General features: G+C 65.0%; 19 protein-coding genes and 1 pseudogene. 12 read left to right on the top strand and 8 right to left on the bottom strand.

All coding sequences use genetic code 11. The annotated features are described in order from the left end of the window. Positions 1 to 21: 21 nt before the first annotated feature. The 6 genes from ACZ5EF_RS02505 to ACZ5EF_RS02480 form a co-directional block, all read right to left on the bottom strand. Positions 22 to 4,833, bottom strand: coding sequence for a non-ribosomal peptide synthetase (locus ACZ5EF_RS02505; protein WP_346062627.1), 4,812 nt, complete (start codon positions 4,831 to 4,833; stop codon positions 22 to 24). 66 nt (positions 4,834 to 4,899) lie between these two features. Next, positions 4,900 to 5,892 (bottom strand): TauD/TfdA family dioxygenase, encoded by a 993-nt coding sequence (locus ACZ5EF_RS02500; RefSeq protein WP_346062628.1) that lies wholly within the window; start codon positions 5,890 to 5,892, stop codon positions 4,900 to 4,902. A gap of 266 nt (positions 5,893 to 6,158) precedes the next feature. Beyond that, a complete protein-coding gene (locus ACZ5EF_RS02495) occupies positions 6,159 to 7,097 on the bottom strand; it encodes an ABC transporter substrate-binding protein (RefSeq protein WP_346062629.1) in 939 nt (312 codons plus the stop codon). 28 nt (positions 7,098 to 7,125) lie between these two features. Then, a complete protein-coding gene (locus ACZ5EF_RS02490; RefSeq protein ID WP_346062630.1) occupies positions 7,126 to 8,172 on the bottom strand; it encodes a FecCD family ABC transporter permease in 1,047 nt (348 codons plus the stop codon). Beyond that, the gene (locus tag ACZ5EF_RS02485; RefSeq protein ID WP_346062631.1) at positions 8,169 to 9,152 is read right to left on the bottom strand and encodes a FecCD family ABC transporter permease; all 984 of its coding nucleotides are present in this window, start codon (positions 9,150 to 9,152) and stop codon (positions 8,169 to 8,171) included. The genes ACZ5EF_RS02490 and ACZ5EF_RS02485 overlap by 4 nt, the downstream gene beginning before the upstream one ends. Beyond that, positions 9,149 to 9,967: an ABC transporter ATP-binding protein gene (locus ACZ5EF_RS02480; RefSeq protein WP_346062632.1), complete on the bottom strand. Its 819-nt coding sequence runs from the start codon at positions 9,965 to 9,967 to the stop codon at positions 9,149 to 9,151. Before ACZ5EF_RS02480 ends, ACZ5EF_RS02485 begins: the two co-directional genes overlap by 4 nt. Positions 9,968 to 10,236: 269 nt before the next feature. Here ACZ5EF_RS02480 and ACZ5EF_RS02475 point away from each other — a divergent pair, with 269 nt between their 5' ends. The 5 genes and pseudogenes from ACZ5EF_RS02475 to map all read left to right on the top strand — a co-directional run bounded on the left by ACZ5EF_RS02475 (position 10,237) and on the right by map (position 15,029). Continuing rightward, positions 10,237 to 12,453: a TonB-dependent siderophore receptor gene (locus tag ACZ5EF_RS02475; RefSeq protein ID WP_346062633.1), complete on the top strand. Its 2,217-nt coding sequence runs from the start codon at positions 10,237 to 10,239 to the stop codon at positions 12,451 to 12,453. Between the two features lie 347 nt (positions 12,454 to 12,800). Further along, the gene (locus ACZ5EF_RS02470) at positions 12,801 to 13,229 is read left to right on the top strand and encodes a VOC family protein (protein ID WP_346062634.1); all 429 of its coding nucleotides are present in this window, start codon (positions 12,801 to 12,803) and stop codon (positions 13,227 to 13,229) included. Further along, a pseudogene (locus tag ACZ5EF_RS02465) lies at positions 13,226 to 13,951 on the top strand (DUF899 domain-containing protein). Before ACZ5EF_RS02470 ends, ACZ5EF_RS02465 begins: the two are co-directional and overlap by 4 nt. A gap of 93 nt (positions 13,952 to 14,044) precedes the next feature. Beyond that, entirely contained in the window at positions 14,045 to 14,251 is a 207-nt protein-coding gene (locus tag ACZ5EF_RS02460) for a ParD-like family protein (RefSeq protein WP_346062635.1), read from the top strand. Continuing rightward, complete coding sequence (gene map, locus ACZ5EF_RS02455) at positions 14,244 to 15,029, top strand: type I methionyl aminopeptidase (RefSeq protein ID WP_346062636.1); 786 nt, start codon at positions 14,244 to 14,246, stop codon at positions 15,027 to 15,029. The genes ACZ5EF_RS02460 and map overlap by 8 nt, the downstream gene beginning before the upstream one ends. Here the strand turns inward: map and ACZ5EF_RS02450 are convergent. After that, on the bottom strand, positions 15,026 to 15,865 hold the full coding sequence (locus ACZ5EF_RS02450; protein ID WP_346062637.1) for a helix-turn-helix domain-containing protein: 840 nt from the start codon (positions 15,863 to 15,865) through the stop codon (positions 15,026 to 15,028). The genes map and ACZ5EF_RS02450 overlap by 4 nt on opposite strands. A gap of 67 nt (positions 15,866 to 15,932) precedes the next feature. Here ACZ5EF_RS02450 and ACZ5EF_RS02445 point away from each other — a divergent pair, with 67 nt between their 5' ends. Next, on the top strand, positions 15,933 to 16,394 hold the full coding sequence (locus ACZ5EF_RS02445; protein ID WP_346062638.1) for a carboxymuconolactone decarboxylase family protein: 462 nt from the start codon (positions 15,933 to 15,935) through the stop codon (positions 16,392 to 16,394). 10 nt (positions 16,395 to 16,404) lie between these two features. Here the strand turns inward: ACZ5EF_RS02445 and ACZ5EF_RS02440 are convergent, their stop codons facing one another. After that, on the bottom strand, positions 16,405 to 17,304 hold the full coding sequence (locus ACZ5EF_RS02440; RefSeq protein ID WP_346062639.1) for an arylamine N-acetyltransferase family protein: 900 nt from the start codon (positions 17,302 to 17,304) through the stop codon (positions 16,405 to 16,407). A 441-nt stretch (positions 17,305 to 17,745) separates the two neighbouring features. On the opposite strand from ACZ5EF_RS02440, the gene ACZ5EF_RS02435 reads away from it, so the two are divergent. The 6 genes from ACZ5EF_RS02435 to ACZ5EF_RS02410 all read left to right on the top strand — a co-directional run bounded on the left by ACZ5EF_RS02435 (position 17,746) and on the right by ACZ5EF_RS02410 (position 24,341). Further along, positions 17,746 to 18,828, top strand: coding sequence for a hypothetical protein (locus ACZ5EF_RS02435; RefSeq protein ID WP_346062640.1), 1,083 nt, complete (start codon positions 17,746 to 17,748; stop codon positions 18,826 to 18,828). 138 nt (positions 18,829 to 18,966) lie between these two features. Next, a complete protein-coding gene (locus tag ACZ5EF_RS02430; protein WP_346062641.1) occupies positions 18,967 to 20,085 on the top strand; it encodes a hypothetical protein in 1,119 nt (372 codons plus the stop codon). Between the two features lie 110 nt (positions 20,086 to 20,195). Continuing rightward, entirely contained in the window at positions 20,196 to 22,139 is a 1,944-nt protein-coding gene (locus ACZ5EF_RS02425; protein WP_346062642.1) for an AAA family ATPase, read from the top strand. A 4-nt stretch (positions 22,140 to 22,143) separates the two neighbouring features. Beyond that, positions 22,144 to 23,415 carry a DUF6638 family protein gene (locus tag ACZ5EF_RS02420; RefSeq protein ID WP_346062643.1) on the top strand — a complete coding sequence of 424 codons (1,272 nt, stop codon included), beginning with the start codon at positions 22,144 to 22,146 and terminating at the stop codon, positions 23,413 to 23,415. Next, entirely contained in the window at positions 23,416 to 23,682 is a 267-nt protein-coding gene (locus ACZ5EF_RS02415) for a hypothetical protein (protein WP_346062644.1), read from the top strand. A gap of 11 nt (positions 23,683 to 23,693) precedes the next feature. Beyond that, positions 23,694 to 24,341, top strand: a complete 648-nt coding sequence (locus ACZ5EF_RS02410; protein ID WP_346062645.1) for a DUF1523 family protein — start codon at positions 23,694 to 23,696, stop codon at positions 24,339 to 24,341. The last annotated feature ends 4 nt before the right edge of the window (positions 24,342 to 24,345 follow it).

Raw genomic sequence — 24,345 nt, 5'->3', positions numbered from 1 at the left:
GTGTGTAGGACGCGGGGAGTGTCACTGCTCCAGTTGCTCGAGCAGCCCCAGGAACTCATCGTCGGACAGGCCGGAATCGGCGAAATCCGATGCCGTCGCGCGGCCGACCCGGGGGGCCAGGCAGTGCTCCAGCAACGCCTCGAGGCGTTGCTGGAAGTGCCGCGCCAGCTCGCTCACCAGGGCCGGCTCATGCACCTCGGGGGCGTACCGCCACTCGACATGCAAGCGCCCGTCGTTGACCAGGGCGGTCACATCCAGCAGATGCGTGCGCCGCGTGCTGTCTGCGCGCATGCCGGGACACAGCGGCCGCGCCAGTCGCCACAGGCGCGACCCCGCCAGCCACTGATCGACACGGCCCAGGTAGTTGAAGGTGAGCAGGGAGGCCGCCCCCAGCTCCTGTTGCGGGTCGAGGCGCAGCAGGCCGTAACCGATGCCCTGTTCGGGCACCCGGCGCAGGGCCTCCTTGGCGGCGATGATCGCCGCTTCCGGAGACTCGTCGGCTGTCACGGCCAGGGGGTAGCGGCTGGTGTGCCAGCCGATGGAGCGCGACACTTCGGGCCCCTGCTCCCAGCCACCACGGCCATGGCTTTCCATTTCCAGGGTGACCCGCTCCCGGCCCAGCCATTGCCCGATCACGCCGGCCAGGGCCGCGACCAGCAGGTCCTGGACCTGAGTGCCATAGGCGGCATGGCAATCCCCCAGCAGCCGCTCGGTCTGCTCGGCGGCCAGCTGCGTCTGCAGCGTCCGGCTCTCGCCGTAGAGGCTGAGGTGCTCGGGCACGGGCCCCTCGGCCGCCAGTTGCGCCTGCCAATAGTCACGCTGGCTCAGGACCGCCGCCTCCCGGCGATGCCGCTGCAAGGCCTCGCTCCACTGGTGGAAGCCGGCCGAACACGCCGGCAGGGCGACCCGGGGGTGCCAGTAGAGGCTTTCCAGCTCTTCCAGCAGCACCTGCCAGGACACCGCATCCACCAGCAGGTGATGGGCGGTGCAGAGCAACTGCCGGTCATGGGCGAAGTAGACCCAGCGGATCAGTGGCGCCTGATCCAGCCGCCAGCCCTGTTGCCACCGCGTCAGCTGGGCCTCGTCCAATGGCTGCTCGACCACCTGGAACAGCGCCTCGCCCAACGCCGGGGAGAAGGGCTGGTAACGCTGCCGCCACGCCTGGCCGTCATGCTCGAACACCAGGCGCAGGCTGCTGTGGCGTTGCGCCAGCGTGGCCAGGGCCTGGGCGATGCGTGCCGGCTCCAGCGGCTGCTCCAACCCCAGCAGCAGCGATTGATTCCAATGCTCCGGCGCGCGCTGCTGCTGAGCGAAGAACCAGGCCTGGATCGGCGTCAGGGCAAAGGCGCCGGTCGGCTCCTGGGCCGCCTCCGGTTGCTCGCTGGCCTTGCCGAGATCGACCGCCTGCTCGGCCCAGCCCCTGACCGTCGGGAACTCGAAGATCTGCTTGGGCGTGAGCTGCAAGCCCTGCTGCTTGGCCCGCGCGATGATCTGCAGGCTCAGTATCGAATCGCCGCCCACGGCGAAGAAGTTGTCGTCCGCCTGCAGGTCGTCTCTATCGAGGATCTCCCGGGCGATCTCCAGCAGGCGCTGCTCCCGGGGACACTGCGGCGCTTGCGCCACCCGGGCCAGGGCTCGCACGCTGGGCTCGGCGAACAGCTGCTTGGGCGAGATCAGGATCTGCTGCTGACGCGCCCGGGCAATGATCTGCAGGCCGAGGATGGAATCGCCGCCGTGGGCGAAGAAGTCGTCATCCGGCCCCAACTGGGGGTTGCCCAACAGGCTGCGCCAGATATCCAGCAGCGTGCTTTCCAGGGCATTCAGTGGCGCCTCGGCGTCTTCCGCCTGGCTCGGGGGGCGTGGCTCATCGGCCAGCCGCCTCAGGGTCCGGCGATCGACCTTGCCATTGGCCAACAGGGTGAAGGCCTCCAGGCAATGCCACTGCGCCGGCTGCATATAGTCCGGCAGTTGCGCCCGCAACGCCTGCTGGATGGTCGCCAGGGCCGCCGGCGGCGCCACGAGGAAAGCCACCAGGCGATTGCCGGTGAGCCTGGTCGGGCAGTTCAGTACGCAGGCGTCACCGACGGACGGCATGCCACGCAATTGCACCGCGACCTCCTCCGGCTCCACCCGGTAGCCCCTGATCTTGACCTGCTCGTCCAGGCGCCCGAGAAACTCCACCTCGCCTGTCGCGTTCAGGCGCACACGGTCGCCACTGCGATAGCCCCGTGCGGTGAAGCGCGCCTGGTCCTGCTCGGAAGCGCTCAGGTAGCCCCGGGCCACGGTCGCCCCCTCGATATACAGCTCACCGCTGGCCCCCACCGGCACCAGGGCGCCATCCGCCCCCCGCACACCGACCCGGACCCCGGCCAGGGGCCGCCCGAGGGGCGCCGCGCCGGGCCGATCATCGACCTCATGGGTCAGGACCCCGACGGTGGTCTCGCTCGGCCCGTAGTGGTTGACGATACGCAGGCGGGGCCGCAAGGCGCGCAGCCGCGTGACCAGATCACCGCCCAGGGCCTCGCCGCCGACCACCAGGCATTGGCGTGGCAGCAAGCGTTGCGGGTCGCTGGCCGACAGCAGCGCATTGAGGTGCGACGGCACGATCTTCAACAGATCGACCGGCCGCCGCCCGAGCTCGGCGGCCAGCGCTTCGGCATCGAAGGCCAGCGCTTCGGGCAGCAGGCGCAGGCGACGACCGCTGAGCAACGCGCCGAACAAGGCGGTGTGCCCCAGGTCCGTGGCGCAACTGGCCAGGCTCGCCAGGCTGGCGTCGGCAGACAGGTCGAGGCGCGCCAGGCAGGCCGTCACGTAGTGCATCAGGTTGCCCTGGCTGACCTCCACGCCCTTGGGTCGCCCACTGGAGCCCGAGGTGTAGACCACATAGGCCGGCGAGTCGGCCGGCAGGGCCGCGCGCAAAGGCGCTTCGCTGGCCAGCGAAGCGCTCGGCAAGGCCAGCCAACTCACCCGCTCGGGCAGCCAGCCGGGGCGCTCACCCTCGCCGACGCACAGCCGGGGCGCGGCATCGTGGCAGATGTCCCGCAGGCGCGACTCCGGCCATTGCGGGTCGAGGGCCAGGTAAGTGGCCCCCGCCTGCCAGGCGGCGAGCATGTGCATCACCAGCTCACGGCCACGGGGCAGGCAAAGGGCAACGCGCGCGCCCTGGTGGCTCAGCGCCCCCTGCATGCGCTCGCCACGCGCGGCCACGGCCCGGGCCAATTCGGCGTAGCTCAGTTGCCCCTGGTGATCTTCCAGGGCGATGGCATCCGCGCGCCGCACGCACTGGCGAGCAAAGGCCTGCCAGGCATCGGCGACCGGTACTGGCAGGGCTTCGCCCCGCAAGCGTGATTGCTGTTCGGGCGGCAGCCAGTCGAGACGGGTGAATGGCACCTCGGGCCGCTCGATCGCCGCCATGACCAGCGCCACGAACTGATCGCGGTAGCGCTCGATGGTCTCACGGCGATACAGCCCCTTGCTGTAGCGCCAGCGGCCGAGGAAGGTCTCGTCCTCGTCGATGATCACCAGGTTCAGCTCATGGGCGGCGCCACGCTGCTCCGAGAGCAGTCGCTCCAGGTGCCGCTCGAACGGCGCCGTGCGCTCCTTGTTGAGGGTGAACATGTGCTGGAAGAGCGGCGCACGGCCCATCTGCCGCGGCAAATCCAGCTGCTTGATCAGCCGCGAGAATGGATAGTGGCGGTGCCGCAACGTCTGCTTGAGGTTGGCCCCGACGGCCTTCGCCCAGTCGGCGCTGGACAGCTCTCGGCGCAGGCGGCAGCGGATCGCCAGGGGGTTGACCAGGTAGCCAGGCAACGCCGCATGCTCACGGCGCCGGCGCCAGCCGCTGGGGGTGCCGAGGACGAAGTCGTCCTGCCCGGACAACACGCCGAGGAACTGCTGGAACAGCGAGAACCAGAACACATAAGGCGTCACCCCGATGCGCCGGGCCACCGCGCGCACGCGGGCACTGGTGGCCTTGTCGAAGGCCACCGATAGCTCGCCGCCTTCGAAGGCCTGGCTGCTGCCATAGGGGAAGTCGGTCGGCAGTTCCAGGCTAGGCGCCTCGGCCAGTTGCGCCTGCCACCAGGCCAGTTCCTCCGGCTCGGCGGCGGCGCTGCGCACCTGCAGCTCGCTGCACCAGTTGCGGTAGGCCTCGGGATCCACGGCATCGAGAGCCTGGCCCTCGAGCAGGGCAAACAACTCGCCGAGCACGATATAGAAGGTGGCCAGGTCGGAGGCGATATGGTGGATCACCAGCAGCAGGGTCTGCTCGACGCGCCCCTCCCGATGGTTGCTCAGCAGCACGGCACGGCTGACGTCCCCGGCCTCCAGGTCGAAGGGAGCATCGGCCAGCTCCGTTACGCGCTGCTGCAGGGTGGCCGCATCGGCCCCCTGCAGGACGACATGCTGGAATGGCCGGGGCCGCGCGCGACGATCCCACTGCAACGGCTCGCCGTCACGCTCGGCATAAGCGGCACACAACAGCGGATGGCGCCGTTGCAGCGCCTGCCAGGCCGACTCCAGGCGCTGCGGGAAATCTTCCGCGGCAGACGACGCCTTGACCTTGCCGGCATAGGCAATGTTGTAGGCGCAGCTTTGCGGCTCCATGCGCTGGAGAAACCACAGCGCCTGCTCGTTGTCCGTCAGCGGACGGGCATCGAAATAGTCGGGATTGGCACGCAACCATGCGATGACCTCGTCGCCATGCTCGTGAAGTTCATTACGCAGCCGTTCGCTCAACGCATCCCGTGCCCCACCGACGATCCGCAGCCGGTCCTCGGCAATCGACGGGCGAATTCCACGCAGCCAGCAGCGCTGCATCAATCGATCGAGCATGTGTCGTCCTTTATTGCGCAGGTTCGAAGTCAGCCGCCGGTTGCGACGACAGGAAGTGACCCAGAGTCAGCCGACCGGAGCGGGCTCGGCCATGGCGACCGCCACCTTGCGCGGCCCCTGGAAGGTGGAGCGCCCGTGGGCGACCAGCATGTTGTCGAGCATCAGCACGTCCCCCGTCTGCCAGGGAAAGCTGATCTGGGTGGACCGCAGGACCTCACGGATATGCTCCAGCGCTTCCGACTCGATAGGCGAGCCATCGCCGTAGAAGACGTTGCGCGGCACCCCCGCCTCACCCACGATGGAGGTCAGCGCCTCGCGTACCGACGGCGCCAGGTTGGAGAGATGGAACAGGTGCGCCTGATTGAACCACACCCATTCACCGGTACGCGGATGCCGGGCGACGGCCTGACAGACCTGACGGGTGCGTAATTCGCCCCCCTCCTTCCACTCGAAATCGATCCGATTGAGACGACAGAAGCGCTCGACCTCGGCCCGATCATCCGTGCCAAATGCCTGCTCCCAACTGAGATCCAGGCCGTTGCCGTAGTTGCGCACATACATCAGGCGTTTCTCGGCGAAACGCTGGCGAATCATCGGATCGATGCGCCGATAGACCAGGCGGCTGTCGGCAATGGGTGTTTCACCACCGACCTGCGCCGCCTGGGTGCAGTGGAACCAGATCTTCATCGGCCAGTTCAGCGAGTAAGACTGCTCGTTATGCAGCGGGATGACTTGGTGTGCCGGGTATTCGGTCGAGGTATAGACTCGATTGTTCAGCTTGGTGCGGGGGGTTGACGCGTAATCGTAGGTCAGCAGTTCATGGCCAAAGCTGCGGGCAAAGGCCTCGAAGCCGCCGGCATCGGTGAAGGCGAAATCACGAAACAGGATGCCACCGATGCGATGCAGTTCGGTGTCGACGGTGTGCCGAATGAGTTCACCATGCTGCTGCCAGGAGGCACCCGGCACGGGCGCCCGCAAGACAAGCGGCAGGACCCCTTCGGTGGGCAAGCGATCCTCATCCGATGAGTTGCTTGCACGGCTGGGCAGGTCGATAGCCATCTGGATTCCTTGGCGGTGAGTCGAGTCACACCAAGTTATCGCAAATGAATCTCAACATCAAACAATAATACGAAGTATATGCATGTCGTGCGTGAGACTCGCCAAGTCTCTATTTTCTCGGGCATAACGGCGCCGTTCGGCACCCGTCGTCTCGGGTAACATGGCCATCGGGGAGATCGCCATCGACGAGGCCCCGAGCCTCGTCGACTTACCGCGGGCCCAGGCAGCGCTACCGGCCAGGAGCGACCGGCAAAGAGGGCCAGCGGCTAGTCCTGCCGCAGTCGATAGTCGCGCTCGCCGATATGCGACAACAGCAGGTAGGCGGAACCGATCAACCCTTGCATGGTCTCGGCAAAGCGGCTGCGGTTGAAATAGAGGAACTGCTGATTCTCCACGGCGAACAGGTTCTGCCACTGCGGCGAACGGCGGAAGGCCTCGGTACTCGCTTCCGAGTCGAGCATTTCCTCATAGGTGTCGATGATGAAATCGCTGTCGAAGTCACCAATCCGCTCCAGGCTATAGGGCACGTTCTGCCGGGCCTGTTGATAGGCCTCCACACGCCCCAGACCGAAGTCGTCGATCACATCATCCATGCCCGCACGCCCGATCAGCTGGAAACCATCCGGGTACACCTCCAGGGTGGTGACGGTAATGCGCGCCGGATCACTCACCCGCTTGGCGAACTCGTCGACGATCCACTGATACTCTGCCAACAGCTCCTGATAGCGCTGCTGACTACCGACCAGCTCGGCCAGTTCGGCGGCGTAGGTCTTGATATCGGTTTCTCGCGACGGCAGTAGCACGACGGGGGCGATATGACTGAGGCTGTCTTGCAGGTCGGCATGATAGGACAGGCCGACGATCAGGTCGGGCTGCAGCGACGCGATCGCCTCTAGATCGGGGGATTGGTGCGAGCCAACATAGCGAATCGTCGAGACATCGAAGCGCTGATCGGCGCCGCGGAACCGCACCTCGGAAAACAGTCGCCGGCGCCCCGTGGAACCACAGGGCGTCACGCCCAGCTCGAGCAATTGCGTGGTGAGACTGAGGTCATGCAGGGAAACGATACAACGCGGCGCCACCGGCACCTCGACCCGACCGAACTGGTTTTCGAAGATCCGGGTCTCGCTGGCCGCCACCGGTCCGACCGATAGCCCCACCAGGCCGCAGAGCACCCAAAACAACACGCTCGCCTTTACCATCATGCCTGCTATTCCCTTGAATAAAGTCTCGTCAACGGTGGCGCTGTCGGGCCAGCAAGATCAACAAATAGGGCGCCCCGATAATCGCCACCACCAAGCCCGCCGGCAGTTGCAAGGGCGGAAACAGCGCCCGACCGAGGGTATCGCCAATCAAGACCAGCAAGGCACCGAACAATGCCGAGAGTGGCATCAGCGCCCCGTGCCGATCACCGCAGAACTGCCGTGCCAAGTGCGGCGCGACCAGGCCGACGAAGGTCATCACCCCCACATTGGCCACCGCCGCCGAGGTCAGCACGACGCTGCACAGCAGCAACAGGCCCATCCACCCGGTCACGTTCAAGCCTCGGCTGAGCGCCACCCCATCCCCCAACTGCAACAGATTGAGCTGGCGATGGCAGAATAACAGCGGCGCGCCGGCGATCAGCAGCCAGATAGCCAGGCTCTTGACCTGCCCCCAGCCCCCCCGATGCAGGCTACCGCCGAGCCACATCAGCGCCGACTCGACCCGGTCGATATCACCGTAGGTGATCAGCATATCGGCGACGGCACTAAGCATGGCCGTCAAGCCGACGCCGACCAGGATCAGGCGTAGCGGCGCGACACCGCGCCGCCAGGACAAGCCGACCACAAACAGCGCCACCGCCAGCCCGCCGACCAGGGCCGCCAGCGGATACAGCGCCGGCGGCAGTGTCGTCGGCCAGAGCACCAGGATCAGCAACATGGTGACACTGGCCCCCGCCTCCACCCCAACCAGTCCCGGCGCGGCCAGGGGGTTGCGGGTCAGCGATTGCATCAGCAAGCCGGCCAGCGCCATGACCGCGCCCCCCAGGATCGCCAGCAGAATGCGCGGCAGGCGCAGCTCCCACAGCACGCCACCCAGCGTGCTGGACGCCGTGTCATCGGCCGACAACTGCTGCCAGATCTGCGCCAGACTCATGGGATAGCTGCCCACGGTGATCGCGTAGCTCGCCATCCCCAGCAACGCCACGACCAGGACCAGGCTCGACAGCAAGTCGATGGGCCGCCCGACCCAGGGCAGGGGAGTCAGACGCCTTGGCGTGGTCAACCTATGGCTCATTCCTGCTTCCTCAGCACCAGGGCGACGAACACCGGGCCACCCACCAAGGCGGTGACGATACCGGTATTGAGTTCGTAGGGGCTGACCAGGGTCCGCGCGAGCACATCGGCGAGGATCAATAACAAGGCGCCCAGCAGCGGCGTGGCCAGCAACAGACGACGCAGGTCGTGCCCCACCAGCAAGCGCGCCGTATGCGGCACCACCAGGCCGACGAAGCCAATCGGTCCCGCCAGCGCCACCGCGCACCCCGACAGCAGCACCACGGCGGCCAGGCTCACCAGGCGCATTTTCAACACGTTGACGCCCATGCTCGCGGCCGCCTGGGAGCCCAGGCGATAGGCATTCAGTGCCCGGACATTGATCAGGCATAACAGCATGCCCAGCACCACATAAGGCCAGAGCCAGGTCGGCCGGGTCGCCCCGGCAACGCCGAGCGAGCCCGTCAACCAGCGCCGCAGGCTATCGAGCCCCTGCTGATCGAGGAGCAGCAGAATCGCGGTGATGGCACTGAACAGGGCCGCCATCATGGCCCCCGACAGGGTCAGGCGTACCGGGTTATGGCTCCTGCCCGCCAGCAGCATGACGCCCAGTGCCGCCACCAGGGCCCCGCCGAAGGCAAATAGCGGGATCATGGTCATGTCGTTGCCGGGCAGCACCAGCAAGCCGAAGACCACGAACAAGGCGGCGCCGCTGTTGATCCCCAGGATGCCGGGGTCGGCGAGCGGGTTGTCACCCACGGCCTGCATCACCACACCGGCCAGGCCCAGGCAGGCTCCCACCACCACCGCCATCCACAGGCGCGGCAGGCGCGCCCCCTGGATCACGCTGTGATCGGCGTTCCCCGCATCATAGGCGACCAGCGCCTGCCAGACGTCGCTCCAGGGGATCGACTTGGCACCCACGGCCAGATGAAGGATAGACGCCAGGCCGATGGCGACGAGGATCGTAAACCAGGCCGGCCAGCCCCAGGCACGACTCATGGGCCGACCCGGCAAACGGCGGGAGGAGGCGCGGGACGCGCTCGACCCGGCGACGTCGGCACGCAGAGCAGGTCACCGGAGTACGGGTCGGTGATGATATGCGCATCCAGATCGAACACGGCCTTGAGGTTCGCCTGGGTAAACACCTCGGCGGGCGAGCCCTGGGCGTGCACCGCCCCCTGGCGCAGCATCACCAGGTTATCGGCATAGCGGGCCGCCTGATTCAGGTCATGCAGCACGGCAATGATCGTCCGCCCCTGGTCACGCAACTCGACCAGGAGCTCGAGCAAGGCAATCTGGTGGGCAATATCGAGAAAAGTGGTGGGCTCATCGAGCAGGATCACCGGGGTATCCTGGGCCAGGGTCATGGCGATCCAGCAGCGCTGCAACTGTCCGCCGGACAACGTCACCAAGGCGCGATCCAGCAGCGTGGCGATATCGGCCAGCGCCACCGCGCGATCCACGGCCCGCTGATCCTGCTCGGTCCATTGCCGCCACCAGCTCTGCCAGGGGTAACGCCCCTGCATGACCAGCTCACGAACGGTCATGCCAGCGGGCGAGACCGTACGCTGCGGCAATAGCGCGACCCGCCTGGCCAGGTCGCGGCGGGAGAAGTGGACATGCGACCGCCCCTCGAGCAGCACCTCACCACTCGCCGGACGCAACATCCGCGCGAGGACATTCAGCAGGGTGGTTTTTCCACAGCCGTTAGCCCCAATCAGCGCGGTAAAACGGCCCTCGGGGATAGCCAGACTCACGTCGTCGAGCACCTTCAGCTCCGCGAAATGGAGCCGGAGTCGTGTCGCTTTCAACATGCCCTAATTCTCAAATTCAATTCATGGCGCCAATGCCTGTCCCGCTTCCCGAGAGATCCAGCGAGCAGCGCTCCCGCTCTTGGCGGGCCGGCAACTCGCGGTAGCTTACAGAAAGCGAGCAATGGAGACAATGCTAGTACAAATATTTCTCATTTAGGTGTAGAGTGCTCCCGTCACTTGCTGACCGTTCACGGCCGCATGACCGGAAGAATCGCCACACCGCCCGTCGCCCGAGGCAGCACATCCACCACTCACAGGACCCCATCGACATGCCCCATGCAAGAACAACGAAACTCTCGGGACACGCCTCCCCAGGCCGTCATCCCGCCTTTCACCTGACGGCCCTGACCCTGGCCCTGGCTAGCCTGGCCTCGGGCAACCTGGCCGCCGAAACGCGGAGCACGACAAGCGCCTCGGAAGCCGTTCGGCTCGACGACGTGACCATCACCGGACAGGTCGTGGAAATTCCCACGGAACACGTCACTGGCTATGTGGCGACGCGCAACCTGAGTGCGACCAAGACCGATACACCGATTGTCGAGACCCCCCAATCGCTGTCCGTGGTGACCAGCGATGAAATGCGCGACCGCCAAGCCGAGACCCTGTCCCAGGCATTGAGCTACACGCCGGGGTTTACCAGCCAGCCAACCAGCTTCAATCGCACGTCCGACCGCTTCCGCATCCGCGGTTTCGACGTCGAGTCGGCGACCGGCGGCTCACTGCGTGATGGCCTGCGCCTGCAGAACAACTCCTACGATGGTATCCAAGAGCCCTATGGCCTGGAGCGCGTCGAGGTCATTCGTGGCGCCAACTCGGTCCTCTATGGCCAACTCTCCCCCGGCGGCATGGTCAATGGCATCAGCAAGCGCCCCACCCGAGCCCCCTTTCATGAGCTGAATCTGCAGCTGGGAGAACATGACCGCCGGCAAATCTCAGCCGACTCCAGCGGCCCACTCGCCGGCAGCGACACGCTCAGCTACCGCCTGACGATGCTCGGGCGCGACAGCGATACACAGCAGGATCATATCCACGACGACAGACTCTATATCGCCCCGGCCCTGACCTGGCGACCCAACGAAGACACCTCCTTGACGCTGCTGTCGTTCTATCAGGAGAGCGACACGCGTTTCTCCGCGCCTCTGCCCTATCGACTGGTTCAAGGCGTAGGGGATGATGGCGGTCACACGATCGGTCGCCACGACTTCATCGGCGAACCGGACTATGACGTCATGGACGGCGACATGTGGGCCATCGGCTACGAGTTCGAACACCGTTTCGATGAGCGTACCCGCCTCAGCCACAGCCTGCGACACTACGAAGCGGATGTGCGATGGAATTACCTGCAGGCTCTGCCTGCGCCTGCTGCCATCGATTTTGCGGCGACCACCGGCACCCTCATGCGCCGTTACAGTGATCGCCATGAACGCTCCAGAACCTTGGCCAGCGATACCAATATCGAATCGACATGGCAGTTCGGTGACATCGAACACACCGTCCTGGTCGGTCTTGACGCCTACGACACCACCTACGACTCGCATAATTTCCGCGCCTCGGCGCCCGCTCTCGACCTGACCAGCTATGACTATGGCCAGCCCGTGGTGGTCGACCGGGACCCCAGCCTGGATCGCGGTTCGCGGACCGATACCCTGCAGAGAGGGCTCTACCTGCAAGACCAGATCAGGTTCGACGACGCCTGGACCCTGCTGCTGGGCGGCCGGCATGACTGGGTCGACCGGGATCAGGAATTCCACCGCAACGGCTTCACGGCCAGCCAGGATGATGAGGCCACCACCTGGCGAGCCGGGCTCGTCTACCTCGCGGATAATGGCCTGGCACCGTACATCAGCTATAGCGAGTCGTTCTTCCCGGTGTCCGTCGCAACCTCGGGTCAGACCTTCGATCCCACCGAAGGCCGGCAATACGAAATCGGTGTCCGCTACCAACCCGACGACAGCAACCTGCTGCTTAGCGCCGCGGCCTATGATCTGACGCAGACCAATGTCTTGAAATACGATTTCGGCAACGATGTCTATCGTCAGACCGGCGAAGCCCGCTCCCGCGGCCTCGAGCTGGAAGCCAGGGCCGATGTCACCCCCGCGCTCAGCGTGATTGCTTCCTACGCCTACACCGACGCCCGCACCACCCAGAGCACCGTGGCCGAAGAAGTCGGACAACGCAGCGAAGACACGCCCTACCACCAGGCGGCACTGTGGACCAGCTACAACTTCGTCGACCAGGGCATCCCGCAACTGACCGTCGGCGCCGGCGCCCGCTACAAAGGCACCACTCAGGCATCGGGCATAGACGCTCCCATGCCCGCCTACACCCTGTTCGACGCCATGGCCCGTTACCAGCTCGATGAGCACTGGTCGGTCACCGTCAACGCCAACAACCTGGCCGACAAGCAGTACACCTACTGCGAATTCACCATTTGCCGCTATGGTGACGAACGCCAGGTGGCGGCGACGGTGAACTTCACCTGGTAACTATCGGGTTCCGCACACCACTCCGGGGCCAGTGGCGTTGATCGTCACAGGGCAGAAGCCGCTGCCCCGGATCCCTCCGACCGGGACGCCCGCCGGTTCGCCCCCCGAGAGGTGGATGCGATCAACACGGCGAGACGCCACGGTTCCCCAGAGCGGCGGCCACCCAGCTGGGTTATCCGTTCAGGCCCGATGACAAGCGATGGATCAGCGGGGCCAGCAGTGGCCCCGCGACCCGCTGTGCCGCGCCAGTGATCGAGGATTCTGGACTAGGCTGTCGAAATCCCCCCGCCCCGTTCGATCTCAGGATGTCACCCACCTCATCTCATTCACCCGAGGAGGAGCCCTCCATGTTGCTCAATGCCTACCTGATCTTCGACGGTGACTGCCGCGCCGCCTTCGAGTTCTACCAGCGCTGCCTCGGCGGCGAGATCGTCGCCATGCACACCTACGGCGAGGCCCCGGCCGAGGAGGCGATGCCTGCCGCGGTTCGCGACAAGATCATGCACGCCCGCCTGGTGGTGGACGGCCAGGTGCTGATGGGATCCGACAATACTCCCGAGTGCCCGGTCCCCTACGAGGGCATCAAGGGCGTCTCCCTCACCCTCGGCGTCGAGACTCCCGAGGAGGCCGAGCGGCTCTTCGCGGCCCTGGCCGACGACGGCACGGTGCGGATGCCCCTGGAGGAGACCTTCTGGGCCAAGTCCTTCGGCATGCTGGTCGACCGCTTCGGCGTGGCCTGGATGATCAACTGCGAGAAGGCGGAGGCGCCGTCATGAGCGACGTGCCCCATCCCCCCATCGTCGCGCACGGGGCCTGGCTCGACGCCCGCCAGCGACTGCTCGAGCAGGAGAAGGCGCTCACCCATCTGGGCGATGCGGTCAATGCCAACCGTCGCCGGCTGCCGATGGTGAAACTCGACAAGGCCTATGTCTTCGACGGCCCGGACGGCAAGACCCGATTGCTCGACCTCTTCGCGGGGCGGCGTCAACTGATCGTCTACCACTTCATGTTCGACCCGGAGTGGGAGAAAGGCTGCTCCGGCTGCACGGGGTTCGTCGATGCCCTGGGGGATCTCTCGTTGCTTCACTAGCGCGATACCCGCTTCGCGCTGGTGTCCCGGGCACCACTGGCCAGGCTCCAGGCCTACCGGGCCGAGCGCGGCTGGCACTGGCCCTGGGTCTCGTCGTTCGAGAGCGACTTCAACTACGACTTCCACGTCACCCTGGACGCCTCGGTCGCCCCGCCCGAGTACAACTACCGCCGCCAGGCGGAACTCGAGGCACGCAGCGGCGAGCCCCACTTCCAGAGCGGCGAGTGCCACGGGCTGAGCGTCTTCTTCCGCCTCGGCGAGGCCGTCTTCCACACCTACTCCACCTACGCCCGCGGCTGCGAAAGCCTCACCGACGCCTATGCACTGCTCGATACCACGCCCTATGGCCGCCAGGAGGACTTCGAAGACTCGCCACCGGGCTGGCCGCAGCATCCCACCTATGGCTGAGCGCGAGAGAGCGGGGCCCGAGGCCCCGCTCATGCTTGTGATCCCCCCACCACCAATATACGATACATATACGAAACGTATATTGGTGATATTATGGGAATCGTGAAGATCAGTGAGGCCCTGCATGATGAGATCCGCAAGGCCAGCGCCCCCATGCAGCGCTCCATCAATGCCCAGGCCGAGTACTGGATCAAGATCGGCATGCTCGCCGAGACTCACCCCGAGATGACCTTCCACGAGCTGATGCAGGAGCAGATGCGCCTGGCCGAGGTGAACACGCGGCAGGTCATCCATGGATGAGGTCGTGATCAAGGGGCCCGAAGAGCTCGCCCGGATGCGCCAATCGGGGCGCTTGCTCGCCACGGTCTTCGCCTACCTCGACACCCGCATCGAGGCCGGCATGTCGACCATGCAGATCAACGACCTGGCGGAAGCCTTTATCACCCGTACCCTGGGGGCACGCCCCGCCAGCCAGGGGCAATACGGCTTCCCCTACGTCCTCAACACCTCCCTCAATCATGTCGTCTGCCATGGCGTGCCGTCGACGCAGCAGCGCCTCAAGCCCGGTGATATCGTCAATGTCGATATCACCCTCGAGAAGCAGGGCTATATCGCCGACTCCAGCAAGATGTACCTGATCGGCAACGTCTCTCCGGCCGCCAGGTGCCTGGTGGACAAGACCTACGAGGCGATGTGGCGAGGCATCCAGGCGGTGAGGCCCGGGGCGACCCTCGGCGATGTGGGGCATGCGATCCAGCGGCACGCCGACGCCAACGGCTATTCGGTGGTCCGCGACTACTGCGGACACGGCATCGGCCAGGAGATGCACGAGGCGCCCGAGGTGCTGCATTACGGCCGCCCCGGGCAAGGCCTGGTCCTGCAAGAGGGCATGACCTTCACCATCGAGCCGATGATCAATCAGGGCAAGGCCAAGGTGAAAACGAAGCGCGACGGCTGGACCGTGGTGACCAGCGACAAGCGGCTTTCCGCCCAGTGGGAGCACACCATCGCGGTGACGGCGGAGGGCTATGAGGTCCTGACCCTGCGCGACGACGAATGCCTCCCTCGCCTTCCCTAGTCTTTCCGGCTCCCGGGAAACGAGGCCTCGCGGCGCCCCACATGGCGGCGATATTCGCCCGGCGTAAGGCCGGTTACCGCGGTGAAGTCGTGGACGAAGTGCGCCTGGTCGCAATAGCCCGCGGCATAGGCCGCCTCGGTGAGCGCGCCGGGCCCCACCGCCCGCTTGATCAGCGCCCGCCCCTGGGCGACGCGCAGCACCCGGGCGTACTGCTTGGGGGATAGTCCCAGTTGCCGCCGGAACAGCCGCTGCAGACGGCGCGGCCCGACCGACAGCGCTTCCGCCAGCGCCGCGATACTCCCCTGACCCTGGCGCCGCCGCTGCCACTCGAGCGCCGCCCCCAGCAGCGGCGACGGCGCCTCGCTATGCCGCAGCCAGGCGAGGAGGTCACGCTCCAGCAGGGCCACCCGCGCCGCGAAACCCTCGACCGCCTGCAGCCGCTCATGCAGCGCATCAAGCGCACGGTGACGCAGCGCCTGAGCCGGCAGCAGCCCGGCCTCGGCCAGGCGCTCCGGGGGCTCGCCCAGCAGGGTGCCACCCCAGCCCGGCAGGAAGCGCACGCCCAGCAACTCCAGGTCGGCCGTGACCCCCAGCCGGGCGGTACGCAGCGAGGGGCCATCGACCCAGGCCGGGCCGGGATGCCGTCGAGCATCCCGTCGCAGCGGCGTGCCGAAGTTGAAGACCACCCCCAGGCCGCCATCCGGATGCAACAGCTCCACGCCCTCCCCCGGCCCGGCGACGCTTCCCTTCGCCCACCAGAGGCTCTGCACGACATGGCGCAGGGGCCCCCGCGGCCTTAGCTGGTGCAGCGTCAGGCCGGAGGCCGGGCGTCGCAAAACTACAATGCCGGGCGTCGATGCCGGACTAGGGTAGTGGCTGTCACTCACCATCGGAGCCCCCATCATGAGAATGGACTACGTCGCCGCCAACCCGGAGGCCCTCCAGACCCTGGTCGATGTCGAAACCCACCTGGCCCGGGCGGCCCGGCGCCGCGACGAGCTCGGCGGCGGCCTGCTGGAGCTGGTCAAGATCCGCGTCTCCCAGATCAACGGCTGCGCCTACTGCATCGACAGGCATACCCAGGATGCCCGGCGCGCCGGCGAAAGCGAGCAGCGCCTCTATGCCCTGAGCGCCTGGCGCGAGACGCCCTTCTTCAGCCCCCGCGAGCGGGCCGCCCTGGCCTGGGCCGAGGCGCATACGCTGATCGCCGGGCGCGGCATCGACGACGCCCTGTTCGAGGCCACCCGCGCCCACTTCCCGGAGCCGGCGCTGGTCGACCTGACCCTGGCGATCTGTGCCTTCAACGCCTGGAATCGCCTGGCGATCGGCTTCGCGATGACTCCCGGCAGCTACCGGCCCGACTAAACCTGCGGCCTCAACTGCCGAGTCGCTCGCCATCGGGCGACGCCACCGCGAGCGACTCGGCACGCCGCCGCAGTGCCGCCTCCTGCGCCGGCGCCAGCACCAGCCCGAAGCGCTCGCGCAGCACCCCGGGCAGTGCCTCGGCATCGAGCCGGCGCAGTTCCGGTGCCTCGCCGGGGCGGAAGGTCTGCAGTTCCAGGTCGGTGAGCGCCAGGCGCTCCTCCTCCCCGTTGTGCTGCGCCACGATGCGCCGCACGAAGGGTGAGGCCGGGTGATGGGACACATGATAGTTGTGGTCCTCATAGTCGGCCCGATAGTAGCGCTCGTCGCCGAACTGGTAGAGGTTGAACCAGCCGTCGTGACGCCGATGGCGCAGCAGCCAGTAGCCCAACGGCGAGCGCTCCAGGCGATACTCCCAGCGGCCATGCCACGCCTCGACGCCCTCCTCGAGCGCTATCGGCTCCCGCGGCCCGACATTGCCGACCCCGACATCGACCAGCCAGTCGCCTCCGGCCATCGTCACGGCGAGAATCGTGTGTGACAAGGGCGTGACCCTGTGGGCATCGTCGCCCATCAGGATTCGCGCGCTGCGCCCCTCGACAGCGAAACCGAGTCGATCCAGCACCGTGGCGAACAGGAGGTTCTGCTCGTGGCAATAACCGCCCCGCCGACGCCGTACCAACTTGTCCTGCAGGCTCGCCAGGTCGAGGTGAATCTCGCCGCCGGTGACGATCTCTAGGTTCTCGAAGGGCACCGCCGCGAGGTGCGCCCGCTGCAGTGCACGTAGCGTCTCCAGGCTCGGCGTCAGCGGCCCACGATACTCGATACGCGCCAGGTAGGCCTCGAGATCGAGTGGCGACGCCTCCCACCGGGTCGATTCATGGGATGGATCGGCGACAGTTGAGGTCGGCATGGCAAGCACTCCTGTGTCTGGCGGCCCCGGGCCGTGGTGAACATGATCGTCGCGAGAGCGACCACACCCCGCAGGCTACTACCTCAAGTCAGCTTCAGGTAAAGCAACGACCACGCTATCGCGCCCATAGCGGTGACCGAGGCCCGGGGGCCATAAGAGGGAGTCAGGCCTCGTACATGGAAGCCGCCGAGGCAGCGGCCCATGGTGCCAGGAGATTCCATTGTCAGAAATTTCACAATATCATGAAGTGGTGATTTTCCTGGGCGGCAATCGGTTACCCTAGACGGCTCCAGCGCCGTGGCGCCAGGCTCACTCCCCCGGTGATGCCCCAGGAAGGCAACGCCATCCCCGGTTTCCGAAGCGAGGCTTGCCGGGACCATAACGTCGGGTCCATTCAATACATTGATGTAACACCACAAGGCACAAGGAAGCGTCTAGACGATGAGTACTTCTCAGTTCGACACCATGGTTCAGGATTCTCAGAAGAAGGTGAAGGAATCCCAGCAGAAGATCACCGAGGTCACCTCTCGTATCGAGGCCGCCCGCAGCAGGATCGAAGCCGGGGACGCCACCGGCATCGATATCGAGAATGCGACCCTGGAGGATGTTCATGCTCATAACGAGACCATGAACGCCAACATCGCCGAGCTGATCATGGGGCTGGATGATACGACGGCCGCTTTCTCGAAAGACTTCGATGAGATGCGTACCAAGACAGGAATGGAAAAGCTGATTGGCATCTTCAGCAAGGGCAAGTCCGAATCCATGCGCCAGGAGCGGATTCGTACGGCGAGCATCGATGACAAGCTGCAGGACCTGATCTCCAAGTCCGACATCATCGTCAAGCTGCTGGATGAGCAGTTGCAGGTGCTCGAGGAGCAGTACGACAAGGTGCAGAAGAACCTGAACAGCACCCTCGATGATCGTGAGGCCGTCGTCGAGGAGCTGGAAGCCGTACGCGCCGAAATCGAAGCACTCGACCCCACCATCATCGATCTCGAGAACCAGATTTCGGTCGAGCAGGATGCCGGTACACGCACGCGCCTGGAGACCGATCTTGCCGAGACCAACGCACGCTACAACACCCTGGTACAGGACGAGCAGGTCAATATTGCTCGCTCCCAGACCCTCGAGCGCTACATCGAGAAGGGCAAGACGTGGCTCGATAGCCTCCAGAACCAGGCCGCGACACAGAAGGTACTGATCAACAAGCTGCAGACGGACACCCAGCAGCGCGTGGTGCTCTACGATGCCCTGACCAAGTCGCTCAAGACCGCACAGCAACAGGACATCGCTCACCGTATCAATGAGATCGGCTCCCAGACCGACCAGGAAGCCCAGACGGCCATGGCGGCCATCGGTACTGCCACCAATCAGCGCATGGCGGACATGCTCGAGGCCCATGAAGGGCAGATGGTCTTCGCCCGAGACGTGCTGGAGAAGAAGGCGCGTGCCGACGAGCGCTTTGCCCGCCGTTTCTCCACCATCGTCGAGAAGCACGACAAGAACCTGTACGGCAACTGATCAGGAGTGAGCGCCACTTCCGGCAAGCCCCCTATGAATGCCCCTGCCGTCGGCAAGGGCATTCATAGGCCGTTGGGTCGCGCCTGCCGGACTCGTGGATGATCCACCTGTTCTCTGCTGTCCCAGGGAGGGATAACGATGACCGCGCCTGGTCACGATCATATCGAGCTGACCGACACCCACGCCTCGCGTCGCTACTTTCGGAGGTTCGGCCTGATCCTCCAGCACCTGGTACGCGTGGCCGGTACCATGCACGCCAACGACCAGCTCAGCCGCAAGGATGTGCAGGTTCTGACCGATTATCTGACGCGCCTGGACTACACCTTCAATGCCCTGAGCACCAAGTACCTGATGGTCGGCTGTGGCCCTTCGAGAAGCCTTGGCAGCCTCACCGTCGACAAGCGTGACAGCGGATTCCCGGTGGCCACCGAGCTGATGAGAATGGCCAACGATGCCCAGCAGGCATCGCGCCACCTGGCCGACATGCCGGACGCCGACGAACTCAAGGCGCAGATGATCCGCACCATCATCGCCGACCACGAGTCGCCGACCCGCCTGCAGTTCGCCATGTCGCAACGCCTCTACTATGAGGAGCTCACCAGGGGATACCTGTTCTGGGCACAGAATGACCCGCAGTGGGAAGCCATGGGAAACGAAGGGAACCGGCGCCGATTCCTGCTCCACTGGGCGGTCTACGACAGCCAGGTCAACCTGCCGGTGATCTACCTGATGGAAGTCGAGGACAGCGGGAAGGTGGCGCTGCCGAAGGATGGGTTTCGCTGGCCAGGTGTCCAGGCCCACCTGATGTCACAGTCCATGGCTGGCCTGACCCTGCTGACCATCGCCCGCGGATTCGATGCCGATTTCGATGACCTGCATCCCAAGCGTCTGCGCCGCTACCACATTGGCCCCATGTATGCCTCGACCTATACCGAACAGTCGGGGCCATTACGCCAGATACTCGAGCAGGCCTGCTCGAGCGAAGAGGACGACTGGGCACTCGCCTGGACTCAGGAAGAGCTGGACAGCGACGGCACCCGTGAAGAGCGCAGCGGCTGGTTCGGCAAGGCCCAACGCGAGATCTACGCCCTGGATCCCTTCAATGACGGCACGGCCCATACCGGGGCCACCCGTACCCAGCGCGCCATCATCCTTCCGCAGCGCCCCTTCCAGGTGCTGGCCGACCTGTCACCGCCCGGCTTTGGCGACGTGCACAAGTTCGTGGTCAGCCCGTCAGGGCAGGTACTGCGCTACTGAACGGCTCCGATAACTCGGCCCTAATATCAGCCCTACTATCGGCCCTATCGGCCACGCGATAGAACTAACCATAGACAGCCGCGGCAGGAACGCCCGGTATCGAGGATACGATGAGCTTGACCAGCGACCAGATGGAACTGCGCGAAGACGACATCCGCAAACACTATTCCGCCGCCGAAGGGATGCTCGAGGGATTCGATCACAGTCCCCGCATCGCCCGCCCACGCCACCAGGAGCAGGCCGCGCCTGCCGAGCGCTCGCCAGGCATCCCGCGCACCCGGCGGCTGCGCTCGACCACACCGGGCCTCGCCACACGCTCCACCGCCCGCCCCGATGGCGTGCACCTGATCGAACGCATCACCGCCTGCGACGACCAGGACCCCCTGACCTCACCGCTGCAGGCGACCGCCCAGCGCGGCCTGCGCCGCGCCATCGCGATTGCCCTGGCGGTTGGCGAGGCCTGGTCCGCTCAGCATGGTCTGGCCGAGATGAAGCGCACCAATCTCGCCGGTTCGCTGGCATCGTCACGCCGCACGGAGTTTTCCGAACTGCTGGCCGCCGAAGCACTGATCGTGGTCCATGTGCTGGCCAATGCCAGCGCCTGGCTACTGGCCGAGCACGGCGACGAGGCCCAGGTGGAGGTCGGCGAGCCGGAAGAGCTGCTGACCGACAACGCCCAGTTGGCGATGCATGGCGTGCTGTGGGAACTGGACCAGATGATCGCCCTGCATGCCAGCGACGATACGCACCTGATCGCCACCCTGTCGGCCTGGTCCGAGCAACTGCTGGACAAGGTCGCCCTGCGGGCACAGAACGCCCCGCGCCTGGGCTCATTCACCTCCAGCGTATGGCGGGTCGAGGCCGACGATCTGACCCTGCGCGGCTTCGAGGCGGCCCGTCGCGGCGCCACCGGCAACCTGAGCATGGTGTTCAAGCAGCCCGAGGAGGTGATCGGCAACCACATCGCCAAGCACCAGGCCCAGCGTCTCGCCCGAATGGTAATGGCCTACGATTTCGAACGCCGCCTGAATCCCTTCGCCGAGATGGGCGGCTTCATCTTTACCTTCATGGGTGACGGCAAGCCCGGTACCGGCAAGACCACCTTGATCCAGATGATGGCGGGCCTGATACACGACTACTGTCAGGTCGCGGGCTACCCATTCCGTTACCAGAATTTCGGCGTCGACAATATCGACAGCTACCAGGGTAAATCCGGACAGAATGCCAAGGCCTTTATCCACAACGTCCTGGATCCCTCGGTGATCGGCTTTGGCACCATCGATGACATCGACCAGATCGCCGGCAAGCGCGGTGACCGCCAGTCATCGGCGGGCCAGCAGGAAGTCACCGCCGTACTGATGGAAGCCTTCGCCGGCGCCAATACCGTCGTCCGCGGCAACTGCACCTTCGGCATGTTCTCCAACTATCCGGAGAACGTCGATGACGCCCTGCGCCAACGCGCTGGGGCACGCTTCCTGGTGGATGGTCCCCAATCACGGGAAGACTACGTCGACATTCTCAACCTGCTGCTCGGCAGTAATCACGATATCCCGCTGGGCGAGCACCAGCTATACGCGGCCCAGAGCATCAAGCAGGCCGTCGCACGCTCCTTCGAGTCCCATAACGTCCCCCAGGAGCCACGCCTGATAGAAGTCTTCGAGCGCGCCCAGAACAAGCTTGGGGAGATCAACAACATCGCCAGACTGGGGGCCTATCTGAAGGAAATCCAGCAGGCCGATGAGCGCTTCACTGGCCGTGCGATCAAGAACATCACCGATGCCGTGAAGGTTCGCGCCATGGACTTCGACCTGCCCGACGAATGGATGGAAAATCCGGAGCTGTTCCTGTTCAAGGACTACGATACCAAGCGTGCGATGATCGATGAGCTGCGCACACCGATCACCACGGAAATGGTCATGCAGGAAATCAACCGTTACGCCGACAGCGAATTCCGCTATGCCGACAAGTCCGATGGGGCCGCCATCGACGCCATGGTCAGGGACCTGGGGCGCCAGCAGGAGGCACATCGTCGCTTCCAGGTAACGAGGAAGTGATGTCATGCAGCGCTTGATCGAAAAGGGCCTGATGTTCGGCAACCTCTTCCATGTCGGCTCGCCGGCGCTGGTTGACCGCTACAATCGTGCCCTCGAGCACCTGACAGGCCGCACCACCGACCTGGATGACTTCCATATCGACATCTCCGGATACTCGCCGGAGATCGGCGATGAACTCGAGGATCACGACTACCTCAATCACGGCGGAGTGAACCGGCAGTTCATTCTGCTGGCGACCGACCAGAAGCGCTGCCCACTGCTCAATGCCAGCTTTTCGACCAGCCGCCACATCCTGCGTCGTTTCATCGATGCCAACGAACGTCAGCTGTTCGCGCTGACCGCCACCGACGCGATTGCCGGCGAGTTGGAGAACTCGGTGTTCTCGATCGACACCATCGAGCAGTTGTTCGATATCCGCCGTGTCGTGGTCGAAGCGGATACCACCTCGGGTACCATCGCCCATGCCGACCACCTCGCTCGGCTGGTGGAGCGCTTTCATGCCGAGAAGGATGCCTGGTTCGATAACGACCTGATCGAGGAAATGGTCGACACCGCCAGGCAGACCGGCGATGTCACCCGCAACCCGGTTCATCTCGAGCACGAAGTGTTCGAGCAACGCAGTTGCTGGACCTCGCTGTTCGGCGGGCTCTACCTGTTTCAGGACGTTGAGTCATCGGGGCTGATTGCCTGCGGAGACAGCCCGAAGCAATCGCTGCCGGTGGCCCGGGTGATGGAGGTCGCCAATCGCCGGGCCGTGGCCGAGTTCCTGCGCGACAACGACCTCGCCGAGCCTATCGTCAAGGTTCGTGGTGCCGAGGAGGTCGCCATTCTTCGCCAGAAACAGGATTTCATCCTGGCATCGGTGCTGGCGGAGCAAGCGATTGATATCACCGGTCGCTCCCGCGCCGAGCTGCGCCGCCTGGCGACTCGCCATGGCATCACGCTGCCCGCCGAATATGAGGGCCTCGCGGCGGTGCTCCGCTGGGCCGAGTCGGGCGCTGCCAGGCCGAAAATCAGGCTCGATCATCCAGCGTACTTCTACACCCTCCGCGCCACCGACACGCCATCGAAGGATCTGGTCAACATGCTGCTGGCCGAACTGACACCGATGGACATCCTGCAGCTTTACATCTGCCACAAGGACGAGTTCTACCGCCGCTATCGCAGTTGGCCACAGGCCGCCAGGAACTATGCGGCCGACTTTCTCGAGCGCGAGTACGTTATGAACAAGGCAGCGAGCCGCACCGCCTTGTTCGGTGGCGGTGAGGGGCGGTAGGTGATCGCCTTTACTCGTCTGCTGGTCGTGGTTCTCGTCCTGCTCACGCTGTGCTACGGCATCGTCAATCTGTACCTGTATTTCAGATGGCGCAGTCAGTTGAAGCGTGAATGGCTGGGACAGGAACGACAGGGCCGCCACGACGAGTTTCTCCGCCGCGGTCTCCGCCGTTGCCGTCGCCGCTGGCGGCCTGTGCTGATCGGGCTGATATATGTCCTGCCAATCACGGCACTGACACTGCTGGTCTATATCATCAATTTCATGTAGGGGGCCGGAACATGGTCATCGCAAAGTGGGTATTCTGGATCGTCTTCTGGGCCGTGTTCGGTGCCTTTCTTCACTACAGCCTGCCGCAATACGACGTCGTGCGCATCGTCAGCACCTTCGAGAAGCGCCAGGACATCGATGACTGGACACGCATCTTCTGGTCCAACCCGAATGACCTGGCCAACACCCTGAGAAACCGCGACGTGCAGTTTATTCAGGGGGTGTCTCCGAACGGCCGAGCCATCGTCTATCGCAACGAGGATACCGGTTGGAGCTGGCCCCCCTACTTCAAGTTCGATACCGCCAACCTGTACACCGAGGCGAGTGACAGCATCTCGACCCGCACCGCCCCCCAGTGGGTCGCGATCATGCACTATGGATGGCGCAACGAGTTCTTCTCGATTTTCCCCAATGCCGTCTCGATCAAGGCCGTGGATGGCCCCGACGACAAGCCTTTCAATTGGTTCACCTACGGCTTTCTGATCATGCTGGCGGGTCTCGTCGCCTACCTGTGGCGCTGCTGGATTCGCTTCAAGCAGCGGCGTATCGACCCGGTGCTGGAGAACATGGAAGACAGTATCACCAGCGCCGGAGACGCCTTCTCCTCCCGCCGCCATCGTTTACAACGCTGGTTGGATACCTGGAAGTCGAAGAAGTAGACCG

This window comes from Bisbaumannia salifodinae (assembly GCF_055388505.1).
Note: the sequence above shows the minus strand (reverse complement) of the source record. Positions and strands in the feature narration are given on the sequence as shown.

Coding starts and splice junctions, on each gene's coding strand:
- ACZ5EF_RS02505 (WP_346062627.1), bottom strand. CDS start 4,833: ATGCTCGATCGATTGATGCAGCGCTGCTGGCTGCGTGGAATTCGCCCG.
- ACZ5EF_RS02500 (WP_346062628.1), bottom strand. CDS start 5,892: ATGGCTATCGACCTGCCCAGCCGTGCAAGCAACTCATCGGATGAGGAT.
- ACZ5EF_RS02495 (WP_346062629.1), bottom strand. CDS start 7,097: ATGATGGTAAAGGCGAGCGTGTTGTTTTGGGTGCTCTGCGGCCTGGTG.
- ACZ5EF_RS02490 (WP_346062630.1), bottom strand. CDS start 8,172: ATGAGCCATAGGTTGACCACGCCAAGGCGTCTGACTCCCCTGCCCTGG.
- ACZ5EF_RS02485 (WP_346062631.1), bottom strand. CDS start 9,152: ATGAGTCGTGCCTGGGGCTGGCCGGCCTGGTTTACGATCCTCGTCGCC.
- ACZ5EF_RS02480 (WP_346062632.1), bottom strand. CDS start 9,967: ATGTTGAAAGCGACACGACTCCGGCTCCATTTCGCGGAGCTGAAGGTG.
- ACZ5EF_RS02475 (WP_346062633.1), top strand. CDS start 10,237: ATGCCCCATGCAAGAACAACGAAACTCTCGGGACACGCCTCCCCAGGC.
- ACZ5EF_RS02470 (WP_346062634.1), top strand. CDS start 12,801: ATGTTGCTCAATGCCTACCTGATCTTCGACGGTGACTGCCGCGCCGCC.
- ACZ5EF_RS02460 (WP_346062635.1), top strand. CDS start 14,045: ATGGGAATCGTGAAGATCAGTGAGGCCCTGCATGATGAGATCCGCAAG.
- map (WP_346062636.1), top strand. CDS start 14,244: ATGGATGAGGTCGTGATCAAGGGGCCCGAAGAGCTCGCCCGGATGCGC.
- ACZ5EF_RS02445 (WP_346062638.1), top strand. CDS start 15,933: ATGAGAATGGACTACGTCGCCGCCAACCCGGAGGCCCTCCAGACCCTG.
- ACZ5EF_RS02440 (WP_346062639.1), bottom strand. CDS start 17,304: ATGCCGACCTCAACTGTCGCCGATCCATCCCATGAATCGACCCGGTGG.
- ACZ5EF_RS02435 (WP_346062640.1), top strand. CDS start 17,746: ATGAGTACTTCTCAGTTCGACACCATGGTTCAGGATTCTCAGAAGAAG.
- ACZ5EF_RS02430 (WP_346062641.1), top strand. CDS start 18,967: ATGACCGCGCCTGGTCACGATCATATCGAGCTGACCGACACCCACGCC.
- ACZ5EF_RS02425 (WP_346062642.1), top strand. CDS start 20,196: ATGAGCTTGACCAGCGACCAGATGGAACTGCGCGAAGACGACATCCGC.
- ACZ5EF_RS02420 (WP_346062643.1), top strand. CDS start 22,144: ATGCAGCGCTTGATCGAAAAGGGCCTGATGTTCGGCAACCTCTTCCAT.
- ACZ5EF_RS02410 (WP_346062645.1), top strand. CDS start 23,694: ATGGTCATCGCAAAGTGGGTATTCTGGATCGTCTTCTGGGCCGTGTTC.